This window comes from Serratia bockelmannii, from assembly GCF_008011855.1.
GTDB classification, from domain to species: Bacteria; Pseudomonadota; Gammaproteobacteria; order Enterobacterales; family Enterobacteriaceae; genus Serratia; species Serratia bockelmannii.
The window spans coordinates 36810-63079 of the sequence record NZ_VOUX01000025.1 but is presented as its reverse complement, the minus strand read 5'-3'; the positions used below and the strand labels follow the sequence as shown (position 1 = coordinate 63079).

At 60.9% G+C, this 26270-nt stretch carries 25 protein-coding genes; 11 read left to right on the top strand and 14 right to left on the bottom strand.

Annotated features, from left to right (window positions below; all coding sequences use genetic code 11):
- Positions 1-374: 374 nt before the first annotated feature.
- Together pspG and dusA are read right to left on the bottom strand one after the other, a co-directional pair.
- Complete coding sequence (gene pspG / locus FOT55_RS13230; RefSeq protein WP_025304448.1) at positions 375-593, bottom strand: envelope stress response protein PspG; 219 nt, start codon at positions 591-593, stop codon at positions 375-377.
- A gap of 157 nt (positions 594-750) precedes the next feature.
- Positions 751-1761 carry a tRNA dihydrouridine(20/20a) synthase DusA gene (gene dusA, locus FOT55_RS13225; protein ID WP_147823556.1) on the bottom strand — a complete coding sequence of 337 codons (1011 nt, stop codon included), beginning with the start codon at positions 1759-1761 and terminating at the stop codon, positions 751-753.
- A gap of 202 nt (positions 1762-1963) precedes the next feature.
- Here dusA and FOT55_RS13220 point away from each other — a divergent pair, with 202 nt between their 5' ends.
- On the top strand, positions 1964-2497 hold the full coding sequence (locus tag FOT55_RS13220; RefSeq protein ID WP_147823555.1) for a tetratricopeptide repeat protein: 534 nt from the start codon (positions 1964-1966) through the stop codon (positions 2495-2497).
- 18 nt (positions 2498-2515) lie between these two features.
- On the top strand, positions 2516-3061 hold the full coding sequence (locus FOT55_RS13215) for an RNA polymerase sigma factor (protein WP_147823554.1): 546 nt from the start codon (positions 2516-2518) through the stop codon (positions 3059-3061).
- A 4-nt stretch (positions 3062-3065) separates the two neighbouring features.
- On the opposite strand, the gene FOT55_RS13210 is transcribed toward FOT55_RS13215, so the two are convergent.
- Positions 3066-3638, bottom strand: coding sequence for a sugar O-acetyltransferase (locus FOT55_RS13210; RefSeq protein ID WP_025304451.1), 573 nt, complete (start codon positions 3636-3638; stop codon positions 3066-3068).
- A 245-nt stretch (positions 3639-3883) separates the two neighbouring features.
- Here FOT55_RS13210 and zur point away from each other — a divergent pair, with 245 nt between their 5' ends.
- A complete protein-coding gene (gene zur / locus FOT55_RS13205; protein ID WP_015379223.1) occupies positions 3884-4396 on the top strand; it encodes a zinc uptake transcriptional repressor Zur in 513 nt (170 codons plus the stop codon).
- A 102-nt stretch (positions 4397-4498) separates the two neighbouring features.
- Here zur and FOT55_RS13200 read toward each other — a convergent pair whose 3' ends face one another.
- The 4 genes from FOT55_RS13200 to FOT55_RS13185 all read right to left on the bottom strand — a co-directional run bounded on the left by FOT55_RS13200 (position 4499) and on the right by FOT55_RS13185 (position 7544).
- The gene (locus tag FOT55_RS13200) at positions 4499-4708 is read right to left on the bottom strand and encodes a CsbD family protein (RefSeq protein WP_004936743.1); all 210 of its coding nucleotides are present in this window, start codon (positions 4706-4708) and stop codon (positions 4499-4501) included.
- Positions 4709-5023: 315 nt separating this feature from the next.
- Positions 5024-6361, bottom strand: coding sequence for an MATE family efflux transporter DinF (gene dinF, locus FOT55_RS13195; RefSeq protein ID WP_147823553.1), 1338 nt, complete (start codon positions 6359-6361; stop codon positions 5024-5026).
- Positions 6362-6464: 103 nt separating this feature from the next.
- The gene (lexA, locus tag FOT55_RS13190; protein ID WP_025160136.1) at positions 6465-7073 is read right to left on the bottom strand and encodes a transcriptional repressor LexA; all 609 of its coding nucleotides are present in this window, start codon (positions 7071-7073) and stop codon (positions 6465-6467) included.
- 102 nt (positions 7074-7175) lie between these two features.
- Positions 7176-7544, bottom strand: a complete 369-nt coding sequence (locus tag FOT55_RS13185; RefSeq protein ID WP_015379225.1) for a diacylglycerol kinase — start codon at positions 7542-7544, stop codon at positions 7176-7178.
- Positions 7545-7692: 148 nt separating this feature from the next.
- Between FOT55_RS13185 and plsB the strand changes: the two genes are divergently transcribed.
- Positions 7693-10158, top strand: coding sequence for a glycerol-3-phosphate 1-O-acyltransferase PlsB (plsB, locus tag FOT55_RS13180; protein WP_060434712.1), 2466 nt, complete (start codon positions 7693-7695; stop codon positions 10156-10158).
- 66 nt (positions 10159-10224) lie between these two features.
- On the opposite strand, the gene ubiA is transcribed toward plsB, so the two are convergent.
- Positions 10225-11097: a 4-hydroxybenzoate octaprenyltransferase gene (gene ubiA / locus FOT55_RS13175; protein ID WP_025304455.1), complete on the bottom strand. Its 873-nt coding sequence runs from the start codon at positions 11095-11097 to the stop codon at positions 10225-10227.
- A 17-nt stretch (positions 11098-11114) separates the two neighbouring features.
- Positions 11115-11630, bottom strand: a complete 516-nt coding sequence (ubiC, locus tag FOT55_RS13170) for a chorismate lyase (protein WP_025304456.1) — start codon at positions 11628-11630, stop codon at positions 11115-11117.
- Between the two features lie 392 nt (positions 11631-12022).
- Between ubiC and FOT55_RS13165 the strand changes: the two genes are divergently transcribed.
- From FOT55_RS13165 to FOT55_RS13155, 3 genes are read left to right on the top strand one after another with little or no spacing between them, the layout of a single operon-like run.
- Positions 12023-13405, top strand: a complete 1383-nt coding sequence (locus tag FOT55_RS13165) for an MFS transporter (protein ID WP_025304457.1) — start codon at positions 12023-12025, stop codon at positions 13403-13405.
- 24 nt (positions 13406-13429) lie between these two features.
- Positions 13430-14431: a LacI family DNA-binding transcriptional regulator gene (locus tag FOT55_RS13160; protein WP_049204318.1), complete on the top strand. Its 1002-nt coding sequence runs from the start codon at positions 13430-13432 to the stop codon at positions 14429-14431.
- A 21-nt stretch (positions 14432-14452) separates the two neighbouring features.
- Positions 14453-15436, top strand: a complete 984-nt coding sequence (locus FOT55_RS13155) for a nucleoside hydrolase (RefSeq protein WP_147823552.1) — start codon at positions 14453-14455, stop codon at positions 15434-15436.
- A gap of 55 nt (positions 15437-15491) precedes the next feature.
- Here FOT55_RS13155 and malM read toward each other — a convergent pair whose 3' ends face one another.
- The 4 genes from malM to FOT55_RS13135 all read right to left on the bottom strand — a co-directional run bounded on the left by malM (position 15492) and on the right by FOT55_RS13135 (position 19893).
- A complete protein-coding gene (gene malM / locus FOT55_RS13150; RefSeq protein ID WP_025304460.1) occupies positions 15492-16397 on the bottom strand; it encodes a maltose operon protein MalM in 906 nt (301 codons plus the stop codon).
- Between the two features lie 100 nt (positions 16398-16497).
- The gene (locus tag FOT55_RS13145; RefSeq protein WP_025304461.1) at positions 16498-17787 is read right to left on the bottom strand and encodes a maltoporin; all 1290 of its coding nucleotides are present in this window, start codon (positions 17785-17787) and stop codon (positions 16498-16500) included.
- Positions 17788-17819: 32 nt separating this feature from the next.
- The gene (gene malK / locus FOT55_RS13140) at positions 17820-18929 is read right to left on the bottom strand and encodes a maltose/maltodextrin ABC transporter ATP-binding protein MalK (RefSeq protein ID WP_025304462.1); all 1110 of its coding nucleotides are present in this window, start codon (positions 18927-18929) and stop codon (positions 17820-17822) included.
- Positions 18922-19893, bottom strand: a complete 972-nt coding sequence (locus tag FOT55_RS13135) for an alpha-amylase family glycosyl hydrolase (protein WP_147823551.1) — start codon at positions 19891-19893, stop codon at positions 18922-18924. Before FOT55_RS13135 ends, malK begins: the two co-directional genes overlap by 8 nt.
- 358 nt (positions 19894-20251) lie before the next feature.
- On the opposite strand from FOT55_RS13135, the gene malE reads away from it, so the two are divergent.
- Genes malE through malG form a run of 3 tightly spaced genes read left to right on the top strand, consistent with a single transcriptional unit; the run spans position 20252 to position 23982 of the window.
- Positions 20252-21445, top strand: coding sequence for a maltose/maltodextrin ABC transporter substrate-binding protein MalE (gene malE, locus FOT55_RS13130; RefSeq protein ID WP_025304464.1), 1194 nt, complete (start codon positions 20252-20254; stop codon positions 21443-21445).
- Positions 21446-21502: 57 nt separating this feature from the next.
- A complete protein-coding gene (gene malF / locus FOT55_RS13125) occupies positions 21503-23080 on the top strand; it encodes a maltose ABC transporter permease MalF (RefSeq protein ID WP_025304465.1) in 1578 nt (525 codons plus the stop codon).
- A gap of 11 nt (positions 23081-23091) precedes the next feature.
- Positions 23092-23982 carry a maltose ABC transporter permease MalG gene (gene malG, locus FOT55_RS13120; protein ID WP_025304466.1) on the top strand — a complete coding sequence of 297 codons (891 nt, stop codon included), beginning with the start codon at positions 23092-23094 and terminating at the stop codon, positions 23980-23982.
- Positions 23983-24190: 208 nt separating this feature from the next.
- On the opposite strand, the gene psiE is transcribed toward malG, so the two are convergent.
- Positions 24191-24598 (bottom strand): phosphate-starvation-inducible protein PsiE, encoded by a 408-nt coding sequence (gene psiE, locus FOT55_RS13115; protein ID WP_015379238.1) that lies wholly within the window; start codon positions 24596-24598, stop codon positions 24191-24193.
- A gap of 225 nt (positions 24599-24823) precedes the next feature.
- Between psiE and FOT55_RS13110 the strand changes: the two genes are divergently transcribed.
- Positions 24824-26260: a capsule assembly Wzi family protein gene (locus FOT55_RS13110; protein ID WP_025304467.1), complete on the top strand. Its 1437-nt coding sequence runs from the start codon at positions 24824-24826 to the stop codon at positions 26258-26260.
- The last annotated feature ends 10 nt before the right edge of the window (positions 26261-26270 follow it).

Here is a 26270-nt window from a genome sequence, read left to right as displayed (position 1 = left end):
GTGCGTTTAATATACTGGTTCATCACATTTTCCTCTGTGCGTGAGTAAAATGTGTCAACGCTATTCAGGACGGGTCACGGCAAAAGAAAAGGGCTCCTTACGGAGCCCTTTCTGTTACTGCGTTTTGTAGGGGTAGAGCAGAGTCCGCCAGAGACAGGGGGTTGCTTCAGCAACACGAATTTTGATTGTCTCTCACGGTGATGAAATCGATCGCATCACTGCATCGACCCACATCCTAACAGCCCCGTCCGGCAAAAAACACGCTTTATGTGCCACATCGCGCGGTAAAACTGCCAAGCTGTGATCGCTGCCGCATTAGCGGGGCGGCAAGTTGTGCAAGTTTCATCGCGACTGACTGATTATTCAGCAAAAAATCAGTAACGCCTGGCCTGCGGTTTCTGCATCGACCGGTAAATCCATACCCCGACGACCGCCAAAATCAGCCACGGCAGCAGCTTGATGACCACCGCGAACAACCCGCCCAACAGCATGAACGCCGCCGCCACCAACAGCGCAGCGAAGATCCCCAGCAGCGAGATGCCGGTCACCATCAGCATCACCACAAAGCCAATGAGAAAGAAGATTTCCAACATGATTGCTCCTTTGCAACTCAACGTATCTGCAGAGTGGATTACAAGAAGCGTGCCAGAACGGCGAAAGGGCTAACCTATTGAAAAAAAGGGGCAGGCATCCGGCAATGGGCCGAATGCCTGGCGAAAAAGACTAACTGTTGGTCAAATTTTTTGCGGGTTACGCCATTTCGACACGCGGCTGACGCACCAGCGCCAGCGCCTGCTCCACCACCCGCGCATCGGCGCCCGGCTTGTGGGCGTTCTCGCTCAGGTGGCGACGCCACTGGCGCGCGCCCGGCACGCCCTGGAACAAACCGAGGATGTGGCGGGTGATGTGGCCGAGATAGGTGCCGTTGGACAACTCGCGCTCAATATACGGATACAGCGCTTCGACGATCGCCACGCTGTCCGACACCGCGGTCTGCGCGCCGAACAGTTCGCTGTCGACCCGCGCCAGGATACCCGGATTCTGATACGCCTCGCGCCCCATCATCACACCGTCCAGATGCTGCAGATGCTGCTGCGCCTCTTCCAGCGTTTTCACCCCGCCGTTAATGGCGATGGTCAGCGCCGGGAAATCCCGCTTCAGCTGATAAACGCGCGGGTAGTCCAGCGGCGGCACTTCGCGGTTCTCTTTCGGGCTGAGGCCAGAGAGCCAGGCTTTGCGAGCGTGGATAGTGAACATGTCGCACTCGCCGCGCCCGGCGACGGTTTGAATAAAATCGCACAGGAAGGCGTAGCTGTCCTGATCGTCGATGCCGATGCGGGTCTTCACCGTCACCGGTATCGACACCACGTCGCGCATCGCCTTGATGCAATCGGCGACCAGCGCCGCCTGGCCCATCAGACAGGCGCCGAACATGCCGTTTTGCACGCGATCGGACGGGCAGCCGACGTTGAGGTTAATCTCATCGTAACCGCGCTGCTCCGCCAGCTTGGCGCAATGCGCCAGCGCGGCCGGATCGCTGCCGCCCAGCTGCAGCGCCACCGGATGCTCTTCTTCGCTGTAGGCCAGATAGTCGCCCTTGCCGTGGATGATCGCGCCGGTGGTCACCATTTCGGTGTACAGCAGCGTTTCCTTGGTCAGCAGGCGGTGGAAGTAACGGCAATGACGATCGGTCCAGTCGAGCATCGGCGCGATGGAGAAACGATTGGCGGCGTAGGTTGGGGCGTGGTTGTCTTTCGTCATGCTGAGTTACTGGCTACCTGAGTCTGTCTGGGTTCAACGAACGGCGCGCGGCCGCAAACGGCTATTATAACGACAATCGGCGCCGTTGGGAAAACCCGCTTGCCGCCGGCAAAAATAAGCGGAGACAAGGCGAATAAACCCACTCGTTCAGGTGTTATCTCATTACGGGCGCGCACGGCGCCTCTGCCTTGAGGACACAACCATGAACAGCTCCATTAAACGCCTGCTGGCATCGGCCATTGCCGGCTGCCTGCTGTTTTCCGGCGCGGCGCTGGCGATGGGCGGCGACGGCAGCAGCCAAACCCCGCCGACCTGCCCGAAAGGCCAGGTCTACGACAGCAAAACTCAGACCTGCATGGTGGATAAAAGCGGCAAGGTCGACGACGTCGACCGCACTAACTACGCCTATGCGCTGGCGAAAAGCGGCCGCTATCAGGAAGCGCTCGATATGCTCAACACGCTGAAAGATCCCAACACCGCCGTTGCGCTGAACTATCGCGGCTACGCCACGCGCAAACTTGGCCGCACCGATGAGGGTATCGGCTATTATTTAAAATCAGTAGCCCTCGATCCGAAATACCCTAAAGTGCGCGAGTACCTGGGGGAAGCCTACATGCTGAAAGGACGACCCGATCTGGCGCGCCAGCAGCTGCAGGTGATCCAGTCGCTGTGCGGCACCAAATGCGAGGAGTACCGCGATTTGGCGGCGGCCATCGACCGCCACCCGGAATCTTGATCCGACGCGCCTGCGGAGGTGACTATCAGCGGCGATGCGATACGCGATGAACTCGGCCACTATCTCTCCCGCCTGTGGCGCTATGCGCTGGTGCTTTCGCACCGGCGGGATGTCGCCGACGATCTGGTGCAGGCCACCTGCCTGCGTGCGCTGGAGCGCGCCGCGCAATTCACCCCCGGTTCGCACCTGGATCGCTGGCTGTTTTCCATCCTGCACTCCATCTGGCTCAATGAAGTTCGCGCCCAACATCTTCGCCAGGGGCAAGGCTGCATGGCGGCGGAAGAGCTGGGCGATGCGGACAACGGTGAACAGCCGGTCTGGCTCCATGAAGTGATGCGACGCGTCAGCCGGCTGCCGGCGGCTCAGCGCAACGCGCTGTTTCTGGTGTATATCGAAGGGCTATCCTATCGGGAGGCCGCGAAAGTGCTGGCGGTGCCAATCGGCACCGTCATGAGCCGCCTGGCGGCCGCACGCTTGGCGTTGGCCGATGACCGCCCGTTGGCAAACGACGGCCCGCACCGCAAAGAGAGCCATCCCGCCCCCTTGCCTCCTGCTCGTCGATAACGCCCTATTCCAACGATCGGATAACCCGGCATGGCTGCCCCAGCGCCAGCACGTTGGCCGGGATGTCGCCGGTGACGATGCTGCCCGCGCCGATGGTCGTGCCGTCGCCGATGGTCACTCCCGGCAGGATCACTACGTTGCCGCCGATCCAGACGTTGTTGCCAATGGACACCGGCTGCGCCGAGGTGCGGAAAGGGAAATCCGGATCGCCGGTGAAGCGCTCTGCGGCCTTCAGCGGGTGGCTCGGCGTATAGATTTGCACGTTGGGGCCGATCAGCGTGTTGTCGCCGATGGTGATGGTATTACAATCGAGGAACACCGCATTGACGTTGATAAAACAGTTTTTACCGATGCGGACATGCTGCCCGTAGTCGCACCAGAATGGTGTTTCAATCCAACTCGCCTTCCCCCAGGCGCCAAACAGCTCGCCGAGCAGGCGGTTTTTCTCGTCCGCCTGATGCGAGTCCAGCGCCCCCAAGCTTTTGGTCAACGCCCTCGCCCGATGGTACAGGGCGATCAGTTCTTCATCGCGGCTGTTGTACTCCAGGCCGCTTAACAGCTTCTCTCTTTCCGTCATCACACAGGGCTCCTGCTCATCACGCGGGTGAAAGGCGTTATACCGCTCTCGTCCCCCGCTCTCCAGCGCTAAAACCGGCAACGTTGATTTGCCGCCCGACGGCGGGGAAAAGTTGTGATGCAACTCTCTTTTCGCGCGATCGACGCGCCTTTCCCTGCGCTATCCTCAGGGGAAAAGGGGGCAACTCTCGGCGATTCGCCGTAATCATGGTAAAATCGGCTTTTTTACGTACCGGGATATTTGCGATGAACTCAACCACCCAGGAAAAGCTGCTGGCGCAGGCTGAACGCCTCTGCCAGCAACGCAATGTGCGATTGACGCCGCAACGGCTGGAAGTGCTGCGTCTGATGACTCAGCAACCCGGTGCAATCAGCGCATATGACCTGCTCGATCTGCTGCGCGTCGCCGAACCGCAGGCCAAGCCGCCGACGGTCTACCGCGCGCTGGATTTTCTGCTGGAGCAAGGGTTTATCCATAGAGTGGAATCGGCCAACAGCTACGTGCTGTGCCACCATTTCGAACAGCCGATGCATACATCCGCGCTGTTTATCTGCGACCGCTGCGGCCAGGTGACCGAACGCACCACCGAAGGCGTGGAGGAAACGCTGCAGAAGCTGGCGCAGGAAGCCGGATTTGCACTGCGGCACAGCGTGGTGGAAGCGCACGGTCTGTGCGCCGGTTGCGTTGAAGTTGAGGCTTGTGACAGCAAGCATGACTGCGCCGAACACGATCACAGCATCGCCATCAAGAAGAAGTAAGACGAAGTCAGGTACTTCCCTGTACCTGCAGCCGGGGCGCCAGAGGATGGAGCGACGCCGGCCTGCGCTGTTGCCGGCCGCCGTCAGTGGCGGCCCTGCGTGTTACCAGCGATGTTTGGTGTGATCTTCCCAGGCTTTCACCTCTTTCTCGGCCGCCTCTTTCTGGTAACCGTAGCGCTCCTGGATTTTACCGACTAGCTGTTCGCGTTTCCCTTCGATGACCGTCAGATCGTCATCGGTCAGCTTGCCCCATTTTTCCTTCACTTTGCCTTTCAGCTGCTTCCAGTTACCGTCGGCTTGATCTTTATTCATAGTCTCTCCGTTAACCTGTGGTGAATCAGTGATCCCTGTCGCCGGCCGGGGTTAAACAGAAATTTTTCTGGTTGATACTCCCTTCACCTTAAGAAGCACCGCTCCCCTTCATTCACCAGCCACATGATTCATTCTAGTTAAACATGGAAATAAAAAAGCCAAACATCAGAATAAAAAACCATTAAAAAGAAAAATAAACACAAAAAACGCTAACAAACAACGAACTAAACCGGAAATATTCAGGCTGGAAACATGTAAGCAAACATGAATAAAAACATAAGATAAATTAATAATTAACCCAACAAAGCGTCCGGTCTAACGTGCAGCAAACCAGCTGCCGCGCACCTGATGACGGTGCCAAATCCAACCCAGCGCCACGCCACGCAACGTCAGAAACACCGCCAGCGCCAGCCAGAGCCCGTGGTTGCCTAGCAGCGGCACGCTGAACAGCGTCAGACCATATCCTGCCGCGGCCACCGCCATACTGTTACGCATCTCGGCGCCGCGCGTGGCACCGATAAACATGCCGTCCAGCAAATAGCACCACACCCCGACCAGCGGCAGAATGACCTGCCACGGTAAATAGTGGACGGCCAACGCACGCAGCTCCGGCAAGGAGGTCAACGCCGCCACGATCTGCTGGCCGGTAACGGCATACGCCAGGCCGAAAGCCAACGCGACCAGCCCAGCCTGCCTGCAGGCCGCGTGCCACACCTTACGCAGTTGGCTGCCGTCCCGGGCACCGTAGGCGTGGCCGGAATGGGCCTCCACCGCATAAGCGAAGCCGTCGAGCGCATAGGCGGTAAACGTCAGCAGGTTCATCAACACCGCGTTAACCGCCACCACATCGCTCCCCAGGCGAGCGCCGAAAATGGTCAGCGACGCAAAACACAGCTGCAGCAGCAATGAGCGCAACATGATGTCGCGATTGAGCGCCAGCAGGCGGCGCAGATCGCCACGCCAGGCCTGACGCAGCATCGCCAGGGTAATACCGCGCAGACGCATCACTCGCCACGCCAGCCACAGGCCGAGCAATAGCGTGGCATATTCGGCGATGGCGGTGGCCGCCGCCGCCCCTCGTACGTTCCAGCCCAGGCCCATCACCAGCCAGATATCCAGCACGATGTTCAGCAGGTTGCCGACGATCAGCAGGATCACCGGCGCACGCACGTACTGCACGCCGAGCAGCCAGCCCAGCAGCACCAGGTTGGCCAGCGCCGCCGGTGCGCTCAACCAGCGGATCTCAAGAAAACGCCGCGCCTGCTCCAGCACCTCGCCATCGCCGCCGACGATCCGCAGCGCCAGTTCAATCAGCGGGTAGCGCAACAGGACGATCGCCCCCCCGGCCAACAACGCCAGCAGCAGCGGTTGCATAAAGGCGCGCGCCAGCGCCTGCGGGTTCTTCGCTCCCAGCGCCTGCGCCGCGAGGCCGGTGGTGCTCATGCGCAGGAACAGCAGCAGCATGAACAGGAAGCTGGTCGCCACCGCGCCGATCGCCACGCCTCCCAAATAGATCGGGCTGTCGAGGTGGCCGATCACCGCGGTGTCCACCAGCCCGAGCAGCGGCACGGTGATATTGGAGAAAATCATCGGCAGGGCGAGGCGCCACAGGGCTTTATCGGTGTCGCTGGTGAAGGCGGAAATCAGGCGCATGATGGGATGTTCCTGTGACAGAGTGACAAAGGGCGAAGTCAGAAACAAAAACGCCCCAAAACAGGGGCGATTGATACAGGGAGCGGCGGTGATGGCGCGGCGATTAAATCCAGTCGCCGTTGCGGATCACGCCGACCGCCAGCCCTTCGATCGTGAAATTCTGCTGGCGCAGATCGACCACGATCGGTTGGAATTCATTGTTCTCCGGCAGCAGCTCAACCACGTTACCGTGCTTTTTCAAGCGCTTGACCGTCACTTCGTCTTCGATGCGCGCGACCACGACCTGGCCGTTGCGCACGTCTTGCGTTTTGTGCACCGCCAGCAGATCGCCGTCCAGAATGCCGATGTCGCGCATCGACATGCCGTTCACCCGCAACAGGAAATCGGCGCTCGGTTTAAACAGGGAAGGATCCACCTGGTAGTGCCCTTCGATGTGCTGCTGCGCCAGCAGCGGTTCGCCGGCGGCGACGCGACCGATCAGCGGCAACCCTTCTTCTTCTTCCATCAACAGGCGGATACCGCGCGACGCACCGGAGACGATTTCGATCACGCCTTTGCGTGCCAGCGCCTTCAGGTGCTCTTCGGCGGCGTTAGGCGAACGGAACCCCAGACGCATCGCGATCTCGGCACGCGTTGGCGGCATGCCCGTTTGCGAAATATGATCGCGAATCAGATCGTAGACCTCTTGCTGTCTGGTAGTTAGTGCTTTCATTCCGCCCCCTGTTTGTTTATACAGTCTTGCTGTGAGTATATACAGGTAAGCGCGGATTGGGAACCGAAGAATAAATAAAAATCAGTCAGTAGGCGACTTTCGTCAGCCAAAATGCTGCCACAAGACCGTACCCCAAACGAACAGCGCCAGCACGATCGCCAGCGACACCGCCGCCGATCCCATGTCCTTGGCCCGCCCGGACAGCTCATGGTGTTCGCTGCCGATGCGATCCACCACCGCCTCGATCGCGCTGTTCAGGATCTCGACGATCATCACCAGCGCCACCGATCCGATCAATAAAATGCGCGCTATCGCACCCACGTCCAGCCAGACAGCCAGTATGATAGCCAGGAGGGTCACCACCAGTTCCTGGCGGAACGCCGCCTCGTGTTGCCAGGCGGCGGAAAGCCCTTTATAAGAATAGCCGGCGGCCTTGATGATGCGGGTCAATCCGGTTGCTTGGTTTGCCATGTTTTCGTGCCTTTCTCAGAGGTCGGTCATAATAAAAAGAGTCTAGAACAGTCCGCGCTGACGGCTCTCGGTTTTCGAACACCACAGATCTGCTACCCGGTTTCTGGTATGCTTGCGGCGCATTGCTAACAAGAGGCTTCACGTTGTTATGTCAGGTTGGCGTAAAATTTATTATAAAATATTGAATTTACCACTTAAATTGTTGGTAAGAAGTAAGGTCATCCCTTCAGATCCGGTTACCGAGCTAGGGTTGGATCCCTCACGGCCGATTTTGTATGTTTTACCTTACAATTCCAAGGCGGATTTGCTGACGCTGCGCACCCAGTGCCTGGCGCAGGATCTGCCCGATCCGCTCAACGCGCTGGAGATCGACGGCACCGTGCTGCCGAGCTACGTGTTCATTCACGACGGCCCGCGCGTGTTCCGCTACTACACCCCGAAAGAAGAGTCGGTAAAGCTGTTCCACGACTATCTGGATCTGCATCGCAGCAATCCGGATCTCGACATTCAGATGCTGCCGGTTTCGGTCATGTTCGGCCGTTCGCCGGGCCGCGAAGGTCACGGCACGCCACACCTGCGTCTGTTGAACGGCGTGCAGAAATTCTTCGCCGTACTGTGGCTCGGCCGCGACAGCTTCGTGCGTTTCTCCAACACCGTTTCGCTGCGCCGCATGGCCACCGAGCACGGCACGGATAAAACCATCGCGCAGAAACTGGCGCGCGTGGCGCGCATGCACTTCTCGCGTCAGCGCCTGGCCGCGGTAGGCCCGAGCCTGCCGGCCCGTCAGGACCTGTTCAACAAGCTGTTGGCGTCCAAAGCGATCGAAAAAGCGGTCGAGGACGAAGCGCGCAGCAAGAAGATCTCGCACGAGAAGGCCCAGCAGAACGCCATCGCGCTGATGGAAGAGATCGCCGCCGATTTCTCCTACGAAACCGTGCGTCTGTCCGACCGCGTGCTGAGCTGGACCTGGAACCGGCTGTATCAGGGAATCAACGTCACCAACGCCGAGCGTGTGCGCCAGCTGGCGCAGGACGGCCACGAGATCGTCTACGTGCCCTGCCACCGCAGTCACATGGACTATCTGCTGCTGTCCTACGTGCTGTATCACCAGGGCCTGGTGCCGCCGCACATCGCTGCGGGCATCAACCTCAACTTCTGGCCGGCCGGCCCGATCTTCCGTCGCCTGGGCGCGTTCTTCATCCGCCGCACCTTTAAAGGCAACAAGCTGTACTCGACGGTGTTCCGCGAATACCTCGGCGAGCTGTTCACTCGCGGTTACTCGGTGGAATACTTCGTGGAAGGCGGCCGCTCCCGCACCGGGCGCTTGCTGGAGCCGAAGACCGGCACCCTGTCGATGACCATCCAGGCGATGCTGCGCGGCGGCACCCGTCCGATCACGCTGGTGCCGATCTACATCGGCTACGAGCACGTGATGGAAGTGGGTACCTACGCCAAAGAGCTGCGCGGCGCCACCAAGGAAAAAGAGAGCCTGCTGCAGATGCTGCGCGGCCTGCGCAAGCTGCGCAATCTGGGCCAGGGTTACGTCAACTTCGGCGAACCGCTGCCGTTGACAGCTTACCTCAACCAGCACGTGCCGCAGTGGCGCGAGTCGATCGATCCGATCGAAGCTCAGCGCCCAAGCTGGTTGACGCCGACGGTCAACGATCTCGCCGGCCAGATCATGGTGCGCATCAACAACGCCGCCGCGGCCAACGCCATGAACCTGTGTTCCACCGCGCTGCTGGCCTCGCGCCAGCGTTCGCTGACCCGCGAACAATTGCTCGAGCAGCTCGAGTGCTACCTGCAGCTGATGCGCAACGCGCCTTACGCCCATGACGTCACCGTACCATCGCAGACGCCGGACGAGCTGCTGGATCACGCGCTGAACATGAACAAGTTCGAGGTGGAAAAGGACAACATCGGCGACATCATCATCCTGCCGCGCGAGCAGGCGGTGCTGATGACCTATTACCGCAACAACATCCACCACCTGCTGGTGTTGCCGTCGCTGATCGCCAGCATCGTCATGCATCATCGCCGGGTATCGCGCGCCGAACTGCTGCGCCAGATTGGCATGATTTACCCGATGCTGAAAGCCGAGCTGTTCCTGCATAACGACAAGGAGCAGCTGCCGGACGTGCTGCGGCCGATGATCGACGAGCTGATCCGTCAACAGCTTATCTGCGACAAAGGCGACGAGCTGGTGCTGAACCCGGCGCGCATTCGCCCGCTGCAGCTGCTGGCCGCCGGGGTGCGCGAAACCCTGCAACGCTACGCCATCACCATGTCGATCCTCAGCGCCAACCCGAGCATCAACCGCGGCGCGCTGGAGAAAGAGAGCCGCATCATGGCGCAGCGTCTGTCGGTGCTGCACGGCATCAACGCGCCGGAGTTCTTCGACAAGGCGGTATTCTCCACCCTGGTGGCGACGCTGCGCGAAGAAGGCTATATCAACGACAGCGGCGATGCGATCCGCGAGCACACCCTCGAGGTGTACAACATGCTGAGCGATCTGATCACGCCGGAAATCAAGCTGACCATCGAAAGCGTCAACATGCCGGAAGAGACCACCATCCTGCCGCAAACCGATGCGGGAGAAGAGCAAGACGAGTGATTTCGCCCGGCGCAGAAACACAAAAGGCACCCCGAGAGGTGCCTTTTTTCTTGCTGCAGGAAACCGTTACGCCGGCAGATAGCTCAGCGCGATGCCGATAAATACCACCAGCCCGACATAATTGTTCTGCAGGAAGGCCTTGAAGCAGGCTTCGCGCTCGCGCCCGGCAATCTGCTTCTGCTGGTGAATGAACAGCGCGCCCGCCAGCAACAGCGACCAGTAAAACGCGCCGCCGAGCTGCGCCAGATAACCGACCCACACCAGCAGCAACAGCGTCGCGAACTGCAACAGCCCGACGATCAGCTTGTCATAACGCCCGAACAGGATAGCGGTGGACTTGATGCCTATTTTCAGATCATCGTCGCGATCGACCATCGCATACAGCGTGTCATAGGCCACCGTCCAGCAGATGTTCGCCAGCAGCAGCAGCCAGCAGCTGAGCGGCAGCGATTCGCTGACCGCCGCATAGCCCATCGGAATGCCCCAGCCGAACGCGGCGCCCAGCACGAACTGCGGCAGGTTGGTCACCCGCTTCATAAACGGATACACCCAGGCCAGCGCCAGCGCCGCCAGCGACAGCCAGATGGTCATCGCATTCAGCGTCAACACCAGGCAGAACGAAATCAGCACCAGCACCACGAACAGCACCTTGGCCTCTTTCGCGCTCACCCGGCCGCTCGGCATCGGCCGCCCGGCGGTGCGCTTTACGTAGCCGTCCACCGCGCGATCGGCGTAGTCATTCACTACGCAGCCGGCGGCGCGCATCAGGAACACGCCGAGCACGAACACCACCAGAATCGACAGCGGCGGCACGCCTTTCCCGGCCAGCCACAGCGCCCACAGCGTCGGCCACAACAGCAACAGCGTGCCGATCGGTTTATCAATGCGCATCAAATGGCTGTAAGCCCGCCATTTACTTTGAGTCACGCTTCCCTCCAACGTCTTGCTCTCCTCTCTTATGCGGGGACCGCTGAATACAGCGGTGAAGCCGGTAAAAACAGTTCGGTCAGCAGCAGCGGCTTGCCCGCCAACCGCAGCCGTGAACGACGCGCCCACAGCGCATCCTGCCGGCCGATATGGATATAGTCGCGCGTCAGCTCGCCGCTGCTGAACAGGTAGCGCCCCAGCGGCAGCGTCCCCAGATCCACCAGCGCCTGGTCGGGGCCGGTCAGCGTATGTTCCGGGATCACCGTGCGCCCCAGCAGCCAGGGCTGGTCGTCGCCCAGCAGCACCACTTCGCGCAGCCAGTAGCGCGGGCTGTCGGGCAGGTGGTTCGCCTCGTCGCCCAGCGCCTCGCGCGTGACGAAGCATTCGCGCTGCGGTTCAACGCGCACCTGGGCGCAATGGCGTTCAAATCGGCGGGTCATGGAGCCTAACTCCATCAGCCAGTCGCTGACGGCGGCGGGCGCCGGAGGATCCTGTTCGGACAACCACTCCAGCGGCGGCAGGATGGAATCCCTGATGCCAGACATTGTTTTACTCCTCGCCTGAACCGCGGCCGGTGTGGCGCGCCAGGCGATACAAACTGTTAACAGGCCCCCATTGTAGCGCAGAAATGCGAAAGCGGCAGGCTGATTCGTGGCGAAAACGGCAGGCCTATCGGCCGGAAAAACCGGGGTTCTGTCATCTTTTTGCCATCCGCCTTCTCTATCTTCATTTCCCGGCGCGCTGACGATTCTGTGATCGCCCGCAAAGTTTCAGCTTCCTCGCGTTGTGTTATCTACGCGCGTAGATACCCTGATACAGCAGCGTTGAATCGCCATGCGTCCGACATGATTTGTCGGCACACCTTTGTTGCCGGCACCAGGGAAACCATCTTTAACCGCGCCCCTCCAGGCGCAGAACAAAAGAGGATAGCACTGCCATGAGCGAAACAACGCTTGCCCCTTCACAGACCGCCGACGCCGCGCTGGCGGCCGATGAACGCCTGGCAACCAAAGAGGGGCGCAGCCAATTTTGGCGCGCCACCTTCTCCTGCTGGCTCGGCACCGCCATGGAATACGTCGACTTCGCGCTGTACGGCCTGGCGGCCGGCATGGTGTTCGGCGACGTGTTCTTCCCGGAAGCCACGCCGCTGGTGGCGCTGCTGGCCAGTTTCGCCACCTACTCCGTCGGCTTCGTCGCGCGGCCGATCGGCGCGCTGGTGTTCGGCTGGATCGGCGACCGCAAAGGCCGCCGCGTGGTGCTGATCACCACCGTGGCGCTGATGGGCCTCTCCACCACATTGATCGGTCTGATCCCGTCCTATGCGCAAATCGGCGTCTGGGCGCCCACCTGCCTAGTGATCCTGCGCTTCGCGCAGGGGTTCGGTGCCGGTGCGGAACTGTCCGGCGGCGCGGTGATGCTGGCGGAATACGCGCCGGCCAAACGGCGCGGGCTGGTGGCGTCGATCATCGCCATCGGCTCGAACAGCGGCACCCTGCTGGCGTCGCTGGTATGGCTGCTGGTGCTGCAGCTGGACAAGGAAGATCTGATGAGCTGGGGCTGGCGCATTCCGTTCCTCGCTAGCATTCTGATCGCCGGTGCGGCGCTGTACCTGCGTCGCCACGTGCGGGAAACGCCGGTCTTCGAACGCGAGCTACAGCAAAACCACCAGCGCATGCTGGACGCCGCCCAGGCCGCGCCGGATACGCGCAGCTACCTGCAGCGCACCAAGGCGTTCTGGGTGATGCTCGGCCTGCGCATCGGCGAAAACGGCCCTTCCTACCTGTGCCAGGGCTTTATCGTCGGCTATGTCGCCAAGGTGCTGATGGTCGATAAATCGGTGCCGGCGCTGGCGGTGTTGATCGCCTCGCTGTGCGGTTTTCTGGTGATCCCGCTGGCCGGCTGGCTGTCCGATCGCTTCGGCCGCCGCATCACCTACCGGTGGTTCTGCCTGCTGCTGGTGCTGTACGCCTTCCCAGCGTTCTGGTTGCTCGACAGCCGTGAACCGGCGATCGTCATCTCGGTGATCGTGGTCGGCATGTGCATCGCATCGCTGGGGATCTTCGGCGTGCAGGCGGCCTACGGCGTCGAATTGTTCGGCGTGAAGAACCGCTACTCCAAAATGGCGTTCGCCAAGGAGCTCGGCTCGATCCTCTCCGGCGGCACCGCGCCGCTGATCGCCACCGCGCTGCTGTCCGGTTTCGGTCACTGGTGGCCTGTCGCCTGCTATTTTGTTGTAATGGCGGCCATCGGCTTAATCACCACCTTCTTTGCTCCCGAAACCCGCGGCCGCGATCTCAACCTGCCGCAGGATGCCGCGTAACGAGAAGGCGAACAGGATCCCAATTTGGATAATCACTCCGCGCGACGCGTTACCCGCGCCGACGTGGCCCGCGTAGCGGGCACCTCCGTCGCCGTGGTCAGCTATGTGATCAACAACGGCCCGCGCCCGGTGGCGGAAGCCACCCGGCTGCGCGTGCTGGCGGCGATCGAGCAGACCGGCTACCGGCCTAACGACATCGCGCGGGCATTGGCCTCCGGCAGCACGCAAACCTACGGGCTGGTGGTGCCGGATATTTCCAACCCTTTCTTCGCCACGCTGGCGCGGGCGCTGCAGCAAGAGGCCTTCAGCCGCGGCCGCGTGCTGCTGCTGGGTGACGCCGGCGATGACCGGCAGCGTGAGTATGAGCTGATCAACAACCTGCTGCGCCGCCAGGTCGACGGCCTGCTGTACACCAGCGTCGATCGCCATCCGTGGTTCGAGCTGATCCGCGCCTCCGGCACGCCCTGCGTGATGATAGACACCATCGACAGCCAGGCCGGCGTCTGCGCCATCCGCGTCGACGAGCGCGACGCCGCCTGCCAGGCGACCCGCCATCTGCTGCAGCACGGCTATCGCGACATCGGCATTTTTATCGGCCCGCTGACCATGCTCAACGCGCAGGATCGCCTGAACGGCTGGCGCGATGCGCTGCTGGAGGCGGGCATTGTGCCGCGCGACGAGTGGATTTTCGAGGTGCCCTACACCCGCCAAGGCGGCTACCAGGCCACCCAGTGCCTGGTGCAAGGCCCACGCCCACGCGCCGTTTTCACCTCTAACGAACAGCAGGCGCTCGGCTGCCTGTCGGCGCTGGCAGAGCATGGGTTGCGCGCACCGGACGATCTGGCGCTGATTTGTTTTAACGGCACGCAGCAATCCGAATTCAGCGTGCCGCCGCTCAGCGCGGTCGAGCAGCCGATCGACGCCATGGCCAAGCGGGCCATCGCCATGCTGGCCGCCGGTGCCGCGCCCGCCGAGCTGCATGAATTCGCTTTTCAACTGCGCATCCGCCATTCATGCGGCTGTTAGCGGGTTTTCAGGACACCTTATATGCGTTTAATCATTGATTGCGATCCCGGCAATGGCGTCCCCGGCGCCAACGTCGACGACGGGCTGGCGCTGGCCCTGGCGCTGGCGGCCAAACCGCAGCTGCAGCTGGAGCTGATCAGCATCGTGGCCGGCAACACCCCGCGCGAAGTGGGCTTCGCCGTCGCCACCGATCTGCTGGCGCAGAGCGGCTATCAGGTTCCTGTCGCCCTCGGCGCGGCGCGCGCCCTGAGTGAGCCGCCGGAGCCGTGGCGCGCGCATCTGGACCGCCCGATCGCCGATCCCAAGCTGGCAGCGCTGTGGCGCGACTTGCCCGCGCCCTCACTCGCCAACGCGCCCGCACCGGACGCCGCCATCGCCATCGGCGAGCTGATCTGCCGCCATCCCGGCGAGATCACGCTGGCGGCGATCGGCCCGCTGACCAACGTTGCGCACGCCATGCAGCTTTACCCGCAGATGGCGCAGGCGGTGAAAGAGATCGTAATCATGGGTGGCGTATTCAACGTCGACGGGTACATCAAGGACACCAATTTCGGCCTGGATCCGGAAGCGGCACGGCTGGTGCTGAACAGCGGCGCCGCTATCACGCTGGCGCCGCTGGATGTCACCACCCAGACCATGCTGACCCAGGCGGATCTGGCCGCACTGACGCAGCCGGATACGCCGCTGTGCCGCTATTTGCGCGCCACCACGCAGCCGTGGATCGACTATTCGCGCCATACGCGGCGCCTGCCGGGCTGCTGGATCCATGATGCGCTGGTGATCGCCTGGCTGCTGGAACCGCAGCTGGTCACGACCGAAATGTTCCATGTGGATGTGGCGCTGGAAGGGGCGTTGACGCGCGGCAGCTCACGCCGTTGGCGGCCGGACAGCCTGCGCCTGACGGTCGGCATGCAGGCGCCGCAGGGCAAGCCGGTGCGCGTCATGCAGCAGGTAGACAACGCCCGTCTGTTGGCGTTGATCGGCGCAACGCTGGCCCGCGGATGAAAAAAGGTGCGCCAAGGCGCACCAATCATCGAGCCAGCATCGGCAGCGCCGGGTGTTACCCCTTGCCTTTAACGCTGCTGATAAACGTTTTACGCGCGGTGGTCGAGCCCAGTTTCTCGGCCTCATTCATCAGTTTCAGCGCCTTGTCGATATCGCCCGCCTTCACCGCCTGCTTGATGCCATTATTGAAGTAGCTTTCGGTATCGTTGAGCATCGGCTCCGCCGGTTTCTCCGGCGTCGGTGCCGGCGCCGCCACGGCGGCCGGTGCGGTTGATCCCACCACCACCGGCGCCACGGTCGGCGCAGGCTGCAGCATACCGATCATCACGTTGCCGGTGCCCTGTTCCGCGGTCACCTTGAGCTTCAGCGTGCCGCTCGTCGCGTGGCCGGCGATTGGATCCGGGATATCCGGCACCGCGTTGCCCACGCCCTGCGCATAGGCCTTGGCCGGGTTAGTCAACTGCGTGGTTTTCGCCAAGTCCTGCCGAGTGGTGTACACCAGCAGGTAAATCTGTTTTTGACCAAGCGCCGGCGTCAGTTTCAACGTGCCTTCGAGGCGATCGGAGGACATTGCTCCCGGCGGCTGGTAAGGGAAATAGCTGCTCGGGTAATACGCCGCCGGGCGCAGATGCTCGTCCAGCACCAGCACACTCGGCGCGTACAGCGAATTGTTTTTAGCGAGGCTGCTCAGCGTCACCTCCAGCGAGCCGCGATCGGCCGGCAGCGTATAGGCGGCGATCGCCCCCTGAATCTCGCCCTGATTGAGTTGCGGACTGACGGCGTCGAGCTTCACCTCTTGCGACACCGGCGGTTGCAGCGGCTGCCACGGCAGGCTTTGCAGCGTGGCGGCGCTGATGGCCGGGGCGACGGAAACGTTAGCCGGCGTCTCGGCGTTGGCCGCCAGAGGCGCGCCGACGGTCAGCGCCAGCGACAGGCAGAGTGACAGCAGATTCTTTTTCATCGTTATATCCTCTTTCAGCGCCGCGGCGGATCAGGCAAGAGATCCGGCCGCGGCGAATGCGGTTGGGGGAGAGCCGGCGGCCCTCCCCGTCCTGTCGTCGTTACCACCAAATTTCCATCTGGGCGCCGAAGGTGACTTCGTCATCCTTGCCGCGGCTGAAGGTATGCATGCTGGTGTCGTTGTAAGCGGTGCCAGCGTTATACCCGGTGTCATCGCCGGTGGCGTAGCCCCACTTCTCATCCCACTTGGCGTAGGTGGCGAACAGGCGGATGGCCGGACGCGACCAAATGCTGTTGCCCGCCTGCCATTGCTGCGCCAGGGTCACTTTATACTGGCCGTTGCGATCGCCGGTGCGCTGAGATTTGACGTTGTCATAGCCCGCCTCCAGCAAGGTGCTCATGATCGGCGTCCATTTGTACATCGGGCGTACGCCCACGGTGTACCAGGTGGTGCCGTTGTTGTTGTCGCGGTCGATGTCCTGGAACATGGCGACGTACATCAGTGCCCACTGATCGTTGAAGTCGATGGCACCGTGATCCAACACGCGGATCATCTTGCCGTTGTTATCAATGGTGGCGCCTTCGTTGCGGCCGTTGTTCTGCGAGGTCATCGAGTCGGTGGCGTACTGCAGCACGAACTTGTTGTAACCGTTCAGGATACTCTGCGTGTGTTCGGCGGTGAACATCCAGCCGTCTTTGCTGGCGCCGTCGGCCAGGCGGTAGTTATCCTGCGCATTGGCGCGGCCGTAGTCCACGCCCAGCTCCAGGGTGCCGCCCGGGTTCAGCTCCAGCCCGGCCAAGCGCACGTCGAAGGTGTCGTTGACGGTTGGACGCTGTTTCCATTCGTTATCCAGGTAGCCGTAAGAGCCGCCGGACTCCGAGTTGCGGGTCACGGCAGCGGACAGCTTGCCGAAGCCCAGATCGATGTTTTCCAGACCGGCGCCCGGGCCGGAGATATCCCAGTAGTAGAAGTCGATCATGTGAACGTCATGACGCTGATAGAAGCGCTTACCGGCCCACAGCGTGGAGCCCGGCAGCCACTCGATCAGGTTTTTACCCTGCACGTTGACTTCGCGGAAGCCCGGGGTCACATCTTCCCAGTCGGAACGCTGCGAGACCGAATAGGCCAGGTTAGTGTCGAAATAGAAGCTCTTGTCGCCTTCTTTCCACACTTCCTGCCCCAGTTTCAGTTCGGCGTAGGTTTCGCATTCGTTGCCGAGACGGTATTTACTCGCGGCGCCGGTGGCCTTGAAGCACTGTTGCTCACCGCCGCTGCCGGTCCAGCCGATGCCGGAACGGGCATAACCGTGGAAATCCACGGCCAGCGCCTGAGTAGAGAGAACACCGGCGGCGACAGCCAGTGCCAGAGGAAGTTTGCGCAGAGTAGTCATCATTATTCTCCTGTTATACCGACTTTGATGCTTTAAACGCCCGGCTCCTGGTGCAGCCGTTTACATGCCGTACCGTCTTCACGGAACAGGTGGCAGCGGTGAGGCGGCAGGCCGATGGCGAATGTGGCACCTTCTTCTACCAGCACCACGTCATTCTGGCGGTACACCAGGTTTTGACGGATGGCCGGGATTTGGATGTGGATTTGCGTCTCGTTGCCGAGCTGCTCCACCACCTGTACGTCGCCGGTAAGCCGCACTTCTGAGGCTTCGCCGGGCAGCAGATGTTCAGGGCGAATGCCCAGTGACAGGTTGGCGCCGGGTTGAACGCCCGCGCCTTCCACCGGCAGCCAAACCAGCTGGCGGTTGGGCAGTTCGACCTGCACCTGTTGCGGCTCCGCCGCGGTCACCTTGACCGGCAGGAAGTTCATCTTCGGCGAGCCGATAAACCCGGCGACGAAGCGGTTGGCCGGGTAGTGATACAGTTCCAGCGGCTTGCCGACCTGCGCCACGCGACCGGCGTCGAGCACCACGATCTTGTCGGCCAGCGTCATCGCTTCGACCTGATCGTGGGTGACGTAAATCATGGTGCGCTGCAGGCGCTTGTGCAGACGGGAGATCTCGATGCGCATCTGCACCCGCAGCGCGGCGTCGAGGTTGGACAGCGGTTCGTCAAGCAGGAATACGTCCGGCTCGGCCACCAGCGTGCGGCCGATCGCCACGCGCTGACGCTGCCCGCCGGACAGCGCCTTCGGCCGCCGGTCGAGCAGGTGCGCCAGTTGCAGCACCTCGGAGACCTGGTTCACCCGTTGATTGATTTCCGCTTTCTTGGCGCCGGCCAGCTTCAGGCCGAACGACATGTTGTCCGCCACCGACAGGTGCGGATACAGCGCATAGGATTGGAACACCATGCCGATGCCGCGCTCGGAAGGCGGCACCTCATTCATACGTTTCTCGCCGATCAGCAGCTCGCCGGAGGTGATGTCCTCCAGCCCGGCGATCATGCGCAGCAGCGTCGATTTACCGCAGCCCGAAGGCCCGACAAACACCACAAACTCGCCGTCTTCGATGGTCAGATTGACGTCTTTGGAAATCACGGCCTCACCGAAGGCCTTATAAACGCTGCGCAGTGTCACGCTAGCCATGCGTTACTCCCCTGCTTTCGCAGTTAACATGTCGTGTGAAAATGGCGGAGGCAAAGCCCGCCAAAAACCATTGATGACCCTCTTGCTGCGCGCCGTGCTGCCATGCCAACGGCAAGGTCGCCTCAGACGGCGCGGCCGCCTGAGTATAAGGCTGCAGGTTTATCAGCGCTTCAAGGCATTGATCCTGATGGGTAATAAGTAAGCGCACCACGCCATCGCGCTGGCTGACTTCGTTCAGTTCGCCGTGCTGGATGAGCGGCGAACGACGCAGGGCCAACAGCGCCTGGCAGTAACGTAAGGTGGAGTGGCTGTCGTGCTGTTGGCGGCTGATGGCCAATGCGCGGTGTTCGATCGCCACCTGTTGATACCAGCTGATTTCGCCGGCGGTGACCTGTTCGGGGGCTTCGTGCCACGGCATCGGCGTTTGCGCGCCGCGCGGATCTTGCAGGCCGGCGGCATGCGGCAGCCCCAGCTCCTCGCCCTGATACAGGCAGATTGGCGCCGGTAGCATCGCCAGCAGCGTCAGAAAGGCGGCGGCGGAACGCAGGTCGCCCTGCCCCCAGCGGCTGACCACCCGGGGCTGATCGGCGTCCCCGGTGCTCCACAGGCTGTCCGCCAACGTGGTACGACGGGCGTGCAGCACCGCCACCAGCTTCTCCGCGCTGAACGGCATCACGTCCAGCGCCAGCGCACCGTGGGCGAACCGCCGCGGCGCGACGGCATTGCGAACGCGATTGGCTTCATCGCCGTACCACAGCGTCAGCCCTTCGCCCGTCACCGTCGCCTCGGCCCCCGGCGCCAGCGTCTGCGGCAGCAACAGGCCGTCGATCGACAGCGCTTTCAGATACGGCAGCGCCGCCAGCATGCCGTGCGCGTCGCCCACGCCGTCCCCGTTTCCGTCACGGAAACTGGCCGGATGGATCCGGTACAGGGTGGGCTGAGTAGCGATAGGCGTTGACGACATAAATCCGGTATCCCTGCTGCGCGTAGCGTTGAAAATCAATGGGCCGATAGTGCGGGAGTCGCCGGAAAGGGTAATCATCCGTAACAAGATTTTTCATGGGGGAGGAGGCGGGAGGATGAGAGAACGATCGCGGCGATGAGAAGTTCCGCGCTTAAGGCAATTCTGTGATCCGGCTGGCAAAAATCGCCCCCCTATTTTGTGCCTGACGCCACAGAATAGAGCGCAACGTTAACTGGATCACACTCCTCATCTCAGGGGCGTAGAGGGGGGGAGGATGAGAATATGTCGCGTTGTGACCCACTATTACCGCGAAACGTCTCTCCTTGATTTATGTGCCCACAAAAAGAAGGACTGGATTATGACTCGCAGCATTACCCTCGCCCGCACGCTGGCGCTCTCGGCACTGGCCACCCTGGTGCTCTCTTCTTCCGCCTTCGCCAAGATCGAGGAAGGCAAACTGGTTATCTGGATCAACGGCGACAAGGGCTATAACGGCCTGGCCGAAGTCGGCAAGAAATTCGAAAAAGACACCGGCATCAAAGTCACCGTCGAGCACCCGGACAAGCTGGAAGAGAAATACCCGCAGGTGGCCGCCACCGGTGACGGCCCTGACATCATCTTCTGGGCCCACGACCGCTTCGGCGGCTATGCGCAGTCCGGCCTGTTGGCCGAAATCCACCCGTCCAAAGCCTTCCAGGACAAGCTGTTCCCGTTCACCTGGGACGCCGTGCGCTATGACGGCAAGCTGATCGGCTACCCGATCGCCGTCGAGGCGCTGTCGCTGATTTATAACAAAGACCTGGTCAAACAGCCGCCGAAGACCTGGGAAGAAATCCCGGCGCTGGACAAACAGCTGCGCGCCAACGGCAAGAGCGCCATCATGTGGAACCTGCAGGAACCCTACTTCACCTGGCCTATCATCGCCGCCGACGGCGGTTATGCCTTCAAGTATGAAAACGGCAAATACAACATCAAGGATGTCGGCGTCGCCAATGCCGGTTCGCAGGCCGGTCTGCAGTTCATCGTCGATCTGGTGAAAAACAAACACATCAACGCCGATACCGACTACTCGATCGCCGAAGCCGCGTTCAACAAAGGCCAGACCGCGATGACCATCAACGGGCCGTGGGCCTGGAACAACATCGAGCAGAGCAAAATCAACTACGGCGTGACGCTGTTGCCGACCTTCAAAGGCAAGCCGTCCAAGCCGTTCGTCGGCGTGCTGACTGCCGGCATCAACGCCGCCAGCCCGAATAAAGAGCTGGCGACCGAGTTCCTCGAGAACTACCTGTTGACCAACGAAGGGCTGGCGGACGTCAACAAAGACAAGCCGCTGGGCGCGGTGGCGCTGAAGTCCTACCAGGAAGCGCTGGCCAAAGATCCGAAGATCGCCGCCACCATGCAGAACTCGCAAAACGGGGAAATCATGCCGAACATCCCGCAGATGAGCGCCTTCTGGTACGCCGAACGCAGCGCGGTGATCAACGCCGTCAGCGGCCGTCAGACGGTGAAAGCCGCGCTGGACGACGTGCAGACCCGTATCACCAAGTAACGACGTCGTGCGGGGTGCCACGGTGCCCCGCCGTTGCTTCACAGAAAGGAACGCCCTATGCAATTCGCTCACGCCGGGACGCCCGCGCGTAAAAAATCGAAGTGGTGGCAAAGCGACGCGCTGAAATGGCTGGTGGTCGGCCTGTTCAGCCTGGTGACCTGCTACCTGATTGTGTTGATGTATGCACAGGGTGAATACCTGTTCGCCATCCTGACGCTGATCCTGGTCAGCGCCGGGCTTTACGTCTTCGCCAACCGCCGCGCCTACGCCTGGCGCTATGTGTATCCCGGCGTCGCCGGCATGGGGCTGTTCGTCCTGTTCCCGCTGATTTGCACCATCGCCATCGCTTTCACCAACTACAGCAGCACCAACCAGCTGACTTTTGAACGCGCGCAATCGGTGCTGATGCAGCGCCAGTTCCAGAGCGGCCAAACCTTTACCTTTGGCCTCTACCCGGCGGAAAACCAGCAGTGGCGCCTGCAGCTGACGCCACCGGACAGTGAACAGCCGCTGATCTCCGAGCCTTTCCGCCTCGACGCCGCCGCGCCGCAAACCCTGAAACTGACGGCGCAGAACGCCGCGCCGCAGGGCGAACGCGCCACGCTGCGGGTGATTACCCAGAACCGGCAGGCGCTGAGCCAGCTGGTGGCGCAACTGCCCGACGGCGGGGAATTGCGCATGAGCTCCCTGCGCCAGTTCTCCGGCACCCGCCCGCTGTATGCGCTGGACAAAGACGGCAGCACGCTGACCAACAACCAGACCCAGGTACGCTACCGGCCAAACGGCGACACCGGCTTCTATCAGGCGATCAACGCCGACGGCGGCTGGGCGCAGGAAACCCTGAGCCCGGGTTATACCGTCACCACCGGCTGGAAAAACTTCCTGCGGGTGCTGCAGGACGAGGGCATTAAGAAACCGTTCGTGTCGATCTTCATCTGGACCATCGTGTTCTCGGTGATGACGGTGATCCTCACCGTGGCGGTCGGCATGGTGCTGGCCTGCGTGGTGCAGTGGGAGGCGCTGAAAGGCAAGGCGATCTACCGCGTGCTGCTGATCCTGCCCTATGCGGTGCCGTCATTCATCTCGATCCTGATCTTCAAAGGCTTGTTCAACCAAAGCTTCGGCGAGATCAACATGATGCTCAGCCATCTATTCGGCATCAAACCGGCCTGGTTCAGCGATCCGCTCACCGCCAAGAGCATGATCCTGATCGTCAACACCTGGCTCGGCTACCCCTACATGATGATCCTGTGCATGGGGCTGCTGAAGGCGATCCCGGACGATCTGTACGAAGCCTCGGCGATGGACGGCGCCAACCCGTGGCAAAACTTCTTCCGCATCACCTTACCGCTGCTGATCAAGCCGCTGACGCCGCTGATGATCGCCAGCTTCGCCTTCAACTTTAACAACTTCGTGCTGATCCAGCTGCTGACCAACGGCGGCCCGGACATGATCGGCACCACCACGCCGGCCGGCTATACCGATCTGCTGGTCAGCTACACCTACCGCATCGCCTTCGAAGGCGGCGGCGGGCAAGACTTCGGGCTGGCGGCCGCCATCGCCACGCTGATCTTCCTGTTGGTGGGCGCGCTGGCGATCCTGAATTTGAAAGCCAGCAAGATGAACTTCGATTAGGGAGAATAACGATGGCCATGGTTCAACCCAAGTCCCAGCGCCTGCGCCTGTGGATCACCCATATTTTGATGCTGTGCTTTATCGCCCTGATCATGTTCCCGCTGCTGATGGTGGTCGCCATCTCGCTGCGCGCCGGCAACTTCGCCACCGGCAGCCTGATACCGGAAACCCTCTCCTGGGATCACTGGCGGCTGGCGCTCGGCTTCAGCGTCACCCACGCCGACGGCAGCGTGACGCCGCCGCCGTTCCCGGTGCTGCTGTGGCTGTGGAACTCCATCAAGATCGCGGCGATCACCGCCATCGGCATCGTGACGCTGTCCACCACCTGTGCCTACGCCTTCGCCCGCATGCGTTTTCGCGGCAAGAGCACGTTGCTGAAAAGCATGCTGATCTTCCAGATGTTCCCGGCAGTGTTGTCGCTGGTGGCGCTGTACGCCCTGTTCGATCGCCTGGGCCAGTACATTCCGTTTATCGGCCTGAACACCCACGGTGGCGTGATCTTCGCCTACATGGGCGGCATCGCGCTGCACGTCTGGACCATCAAGGGCTATTTCGAAACCATCGACAACTCGCTGGAAGAAGCGGCAGCGCTGGACGGCGCCACGCCGTGGCAGGCCTTCCGTCTGGTGCTGCTGCCGCTGTCGGTACCGATTCTGGCGGTGGTGTTCATTCTGTCGTTTATCGCCGCCATCACCGAAGTGCCGGTCGCGTCGCTGCTGCTGCGCGATGTGAACAGCTACACGCTGGCGGTGGGGATGCAGCAATATCTCAACCCGCAGAACTATCTGTGGGGCGACTTCGCCGCCGCCGCGGTGCTGTCGGCGATACCGATTACCGCCGTGTTCCTGCTGGCGCAGCGTTGGCTGGTGGGCGGCCTGACGGCCGGCGGCGTGAAGGGGTAATTTGTGCCACTGCAGTGCGTTTGATGTTTTTCCTTATCTTTTACCCTATGGATTTCAAGTTACAGCTAGGCGACCAGCTCGCTAAGCCCAGGCGCTTACTTCAGTAAGTAACTGGGGTTAGCGAGTGCAGTCAACAACGCTGTCGCTTGAAAGACGACGGGTAATTATATCCTGTGTCTTTGGCGGCCTTTGGCCGCCATTTTTATCGCTACTCCCGTTTCAGCCGGTCGGTATTGGCCAGATAGAGCGTCACCACCAGCACCAATATCGCCGCGGCGTAGATCAGGGTATCGATGGGGTTTTTGTGGTCCACGATAATCAAACGAATAATCGCGGTAATGCCAATGTAAATAAAATAGCGCAACGGGAAATGATAACCCGACTCAAAATACTTGACGATCAAGGCGATAAATTCAAAGTACAGGAAATAAATCACGATACCTTCAATCAACAGGTAAGAAGACGACTCTTCGCTGTTGATAAATAACACCTTCGCCAGATGGATGGTTTCCTTGACCAGAAACACCACCAGAATTGCCGCCAGCAGCAACAAGCCCACGTTCAGCACTCGCTGCAGTCCTTTCGCTATCATTATCGAACGCGACGTTTTTGCCATAAAACCTCTCTCTGAATACCGCTTATATGATTCAACCGTGCCAATATAGGCATTGTCTTAAAAATTATGCCCCGCGCGAAAGCACTTTAAACCCCATTTAATTCATAAAGTTATAATAAGATGTTTCTGGCTTATAGATTTGTAGCAAATCGAAATGTCAACTATCATGGGTCACAGAGATCTTTACATAAAACCAATAACCTCGAATTAACAAGGGAATTCTTTATGCGCGCTAAACTTAACGGACTGGTCGCTGCGGGCCTGTTTACCTGTGCATTGTCCGGCCACGCCGCCGGCCTGGTAGCCCCTGACAACGATCTGCGTAACGATCTCGCCTGGTTGTCTGACCGCGGCGTTATCAACGTCAGCCTGTCCACCTGGCCGCTGAGTCAAGAAGAGATCAGTTCCGTTATCGCGCAGGCCAAGCCGGTGACCAACACCGAGAAAAACGTCATTGACCGCGTACAACGTCGTGTCGATGCCCTGAAAGCCAACATCCGCGTCAGCGGTTACGCGTCGACCGATAAACCCGGCACCCCGCAGGGCTTCGGCCAAAACGAGTACGCCGACGATCGCCTGACCATCGGCGCCGGCGCCAACGGCGAGTTCTGGGACGTGCGTCTGCAGGGCTCGGTGGAAGGCGATCAGCGCGTCAGCGACGGTTCCAAATTCAATATGAACGGCTCCTACGGCGCGGTGAAAATCTGGAATCAGTGGCTCTCCTTCGGCGAGGTTTCCCAGTGGTGGGGACCGGGCTACGACGGCAGCCTGATCCGCTCCGACGCCGCGCGCCCGGTGGCCGGCTTTATGCTGCAGCGCGCCGACCAATCACCGTTTGAAACCCCGTGGCTGTCGTGGATCGGCCGCTGGCAATATCAATTGTCCGCCGGCCAGCTGTCGCAGTACAGTTCTGTACCGCACACCAAACTGATCGGCGGCCGTTTCACCATGATGCCGACCGACTTTCTGGAGTTGGGTGCTTCACGCATCATGATGTGGGGTGGTGAAGGTCGTCCGCAGTCATGGAGCTCGTTCTGGGATGGATTTACCGGCAAAGATAACGATGATTCAGGTAAAGGCAACGATCCGGGCAACCAGCTCGCCGGTTTCGACTTCAAGCTGAAAATGCAGCCGCTGATCGGCCTGCCGGTTAGCCTGTACGGTCAGTTGGTGGGTGAAGATGAGGCGGGCTATCTGCCGTCGCAAAATACCTATCTGCTCGGTCTGGAAGGCCACCCGGAATGGGGCCCGACCACCATCAACTGGTATATCGAAGGGTCAGACACCCGTTCGGATATGAGCCGTAAAAACTATGTCTACACTCACTACACTTACAAAGGCGGCTACTACCAACAGGGTTACCCGCTGGGGCATGCGATGGGCGGCGACGGCCAGATGTTGTCCGGCCGCGTCGAGCTAGTGCTGGACGACAGCCAGCGTTGGAGCACCCGCGTAGTTTACGCCAAGGTGAACCCGCTGAGCCAAAGCATTAACCAGGCCTTCCCGAAATCCGATACGCTGAAGGGCATTCAGGTCGGCTGGGGTTACACCTTCCCGTCTCAGGTTAAGTTTGATACCAGCCTGTGGTACACCGACAACGATCACAGCACCGCCGATGACGTGGGCGCGGGCGTCAGCTTCGAAGTGCCAATCAATCTGTAACTTTCGCAGA